Raw genomic sequence first — 2,685 nt, forward strand, 5'->3', positions numbered from 1 at the left:
AAACTAAAAAAATAAAAATCGATATAAAGCAAAACCGCTTAGAAAAGGCAAGCTTAACTAATCGAGATGTGGCATTGACATTACAAACTATTTTAGATGGGATACCACTAACTAATTATAGAAATAATGAAGATAATATTCCAGTGGTTTTAAGAGGAGAAGCAGCTAGAAATATTAGCTTAGATCAATTAAAAACTATTCAGGTTTATTCTCAGATGACAGGAAAAACAGTGCCTCTCAAACAAATTGCTGATCTTAAAGTAGTTTGGGAACCATCAGTCATTATCAGGAGAAATTCTATTAATTTAATGACTGTTAAAGCTAATATCAGTCAGCCTAATTTAACTGCTAAAGAAGTGGTTAATCAATTGAAGCCGTGGTTAGAAAAGCAGGCTCAGGATTGGGGAGCAGATGTTAACTATGAATTTGGGGGAGAGGTTGAAGAATCTCAAGAATCTAATAAGGCAATTAAGGAGCAATTACCACTAGCAGCCTTAATCATCTTGTTAATGCTTGTAATTCAGTTTAACTGCTATAAAAAACCATTAACTATCATTTTAGTCTTACCTTTAGCAATTGTAGGAGTAGTTATTGGATTATTAGTTACTGAGATGAACTTTGGTTTTATGGAGACTTTAGGACTTATCTCTTTAGTGGGGATAATCGTTAATAATTCTATTGTATTAATTGAACAAATTGAAATAGAATTAGATGAATTACAGCAGCCTCCTGCACAAGCAGTTTTAGAAGCAGCAAAGCAGCGTTTAAGACCGATATTTTTAACTTCAGCGACTACTATTTGTGGTTTGCTGCCGTTATGGTTAAGTGGGGACCCGTTATTTGGAGGTATGGCCGTTACTTTAATTTTTGGTTTAGCTTTTGGCTTATTAATTACTTTAGTAGCAGTACCAGTAATGTATACGATTGTTCACAATATTAAATTGAATAATACTGATAAGTAATGTTTTTTAATTAAATAGTTTAAAGTTTTTGTGGTTTGGGCTGGTAATGAAACAGGAGTATATATTAAAAATGAAAAAATTAAATAGTTAAGGTGAAAAATCAATCTAGCAATTTAAATTAAAGATAAATTGTTTCATATAAAAAGGCAACTATGTTCTTTTCTAAAGTGAAAGGAAGATTATGTTGGATAAATTTTATCTATCATTATTATCTTCAAATTTTAATTATAAAAAAAAATTAGATAATAATGTTTTACAGAAAAAAATAATAGAAATCAGTTCGCTAGATAATGGTGGAATATATATAAATAATGATTTGATAAATTATATTTTCTCTCAACAAATTTCAGTATGTAAACTTATGGAATCATTGAACTTAATAAATAAGAAAAAAATATTTTTTTAGAAATTGATCAAATAGGATTGAATTCTTTAACTGAAATGTTCTCTTATTCAAGTAAAGCTAATAATTTAAACTTAGTGATAAATCCTGAATTTTTCTATAAAAAGAAATCTAAAAAACGTGTTTTTGATTTTTATTTTAATTATATTAATGACAGTTCTTTTTTACCATTATTAATAAAGATGTATCCACTATTAAATTTTTTAGATTGCAGAGATCGCCAGTTGAATAATTTAATTAATTCTCAAAATATTAAAGGATTAATTTTTAATCTGGAAATGGCACAGGATTTTGATTTGGAAACAGTTATTTTTGTTAGAAAAAATTTTGATAAACTGATGCTTTCAGATTTAGACACTATGGCTTATCCACTTTTTAAAAATGGAATTGATGGTATAATAACTGATTTTTCAAGTAGAAACTACAATTTGCTTTCAAAGCTGAAAAATTCTGTGATCAATTCAGATTCCATGTTGGCTAAAAGTTTGCAGTTGAAATATAACGTTTTGAAAAAATCTTAAAAATATTATCTAAAAAGATTTAAAAGAGAAATATGGAGAAGTTTTTATAAAATCGATGGTGAATTAAACTCCAAAATTTTTGATTAGAAACTCAAATGAAATACAGATTAATTTTAGTTATTATTTTTAGCTAAAAAGTTAACTTGTGAATAAAAAAAGTTAGAATTCTGAAGGAGCAGTTATGAATTATTTATCATTTTTACCCACAGGAATAATAATCTTAAATATAGTCTTTATTATTTTGCTAATCTTTTTTGAAAGAAAAGATCCGACAGTCACCTGGGCCTGGCTTTTGATTTTGACTCTGATACCGGTGCTCGGCTTTATACTTTATCTATTTTTAGGCTTAACCCCAAAAAAGAGAAAAGTTTTTCAGCGCAAGCGGGAGGAAGATGAGGTGAAAAAATATGATAAAAAGTTAATTTCAGCAGAATTAAATCAACGAATCACGGAGTTTGACCATTTAGAGCAGAGTATTATCAGGCTGGCCTCCAAAAATGATCTTCCTACCGGTATAGGATATAATCAGCTTCAAATCTATACCAGCGGCCGCGAAAAATTTGCTGATCTATTTGAAGATATAAAGAATGCTAGAAAATTTGTGCATGCAAATTATTATATAATTAATGATGACCGGCTTGGAGATCAATTTATGCGGCTTTTAACTAAAAAAGCAGCAGAAGGTGTGGAAGTCAGGCTGATCTATGACCGGATGGGCTGCAGAAATCTTTCCCGTTATTCAATTTATAAGCTGGAAGATGCAGGGGGAAAGGCGGTTCCTTTTGCGCCATTTGTACTT

General features: G+C 29.4%; 3 protein-coding genes. All 3 read left to right on the top strand.

Annotation, left to right across the window (positions count from 1 at the left end):
• Positions 1-962: efflux RND transporter permease subunit (locus tag CI949_RS19610; RefSeq protein ID WP_290769563.1), on the top strand; the 962-nt coding region annotated here is incomplete at its 5' end.
• Between the two features lie 423 nt (positions 963-1,385).
• Complete coding sequence (locus CI949_RS19615; protein WP_143008788.1) at positions 1,386-1,886, top strand: hypothetical protein; 501 nt, start codon at positions 1,386-1,388, stop codon at positions 1,884-1,886.
• A 181-nt stretch (positions 1,887-2,067) separates the two neighbouring features.
• Positions 2,068-2,685, top strand: a 618-nt coding sequence (locus CI949_RS19620) for a PLDc N-terminal domain-containing protein (RefSeq protein WP_290769567.1), incomplete at its 3' end; no start/stop codon positions are given.

Source organism: Halanaerobium sp. (genome assembly GCF_003070835.1).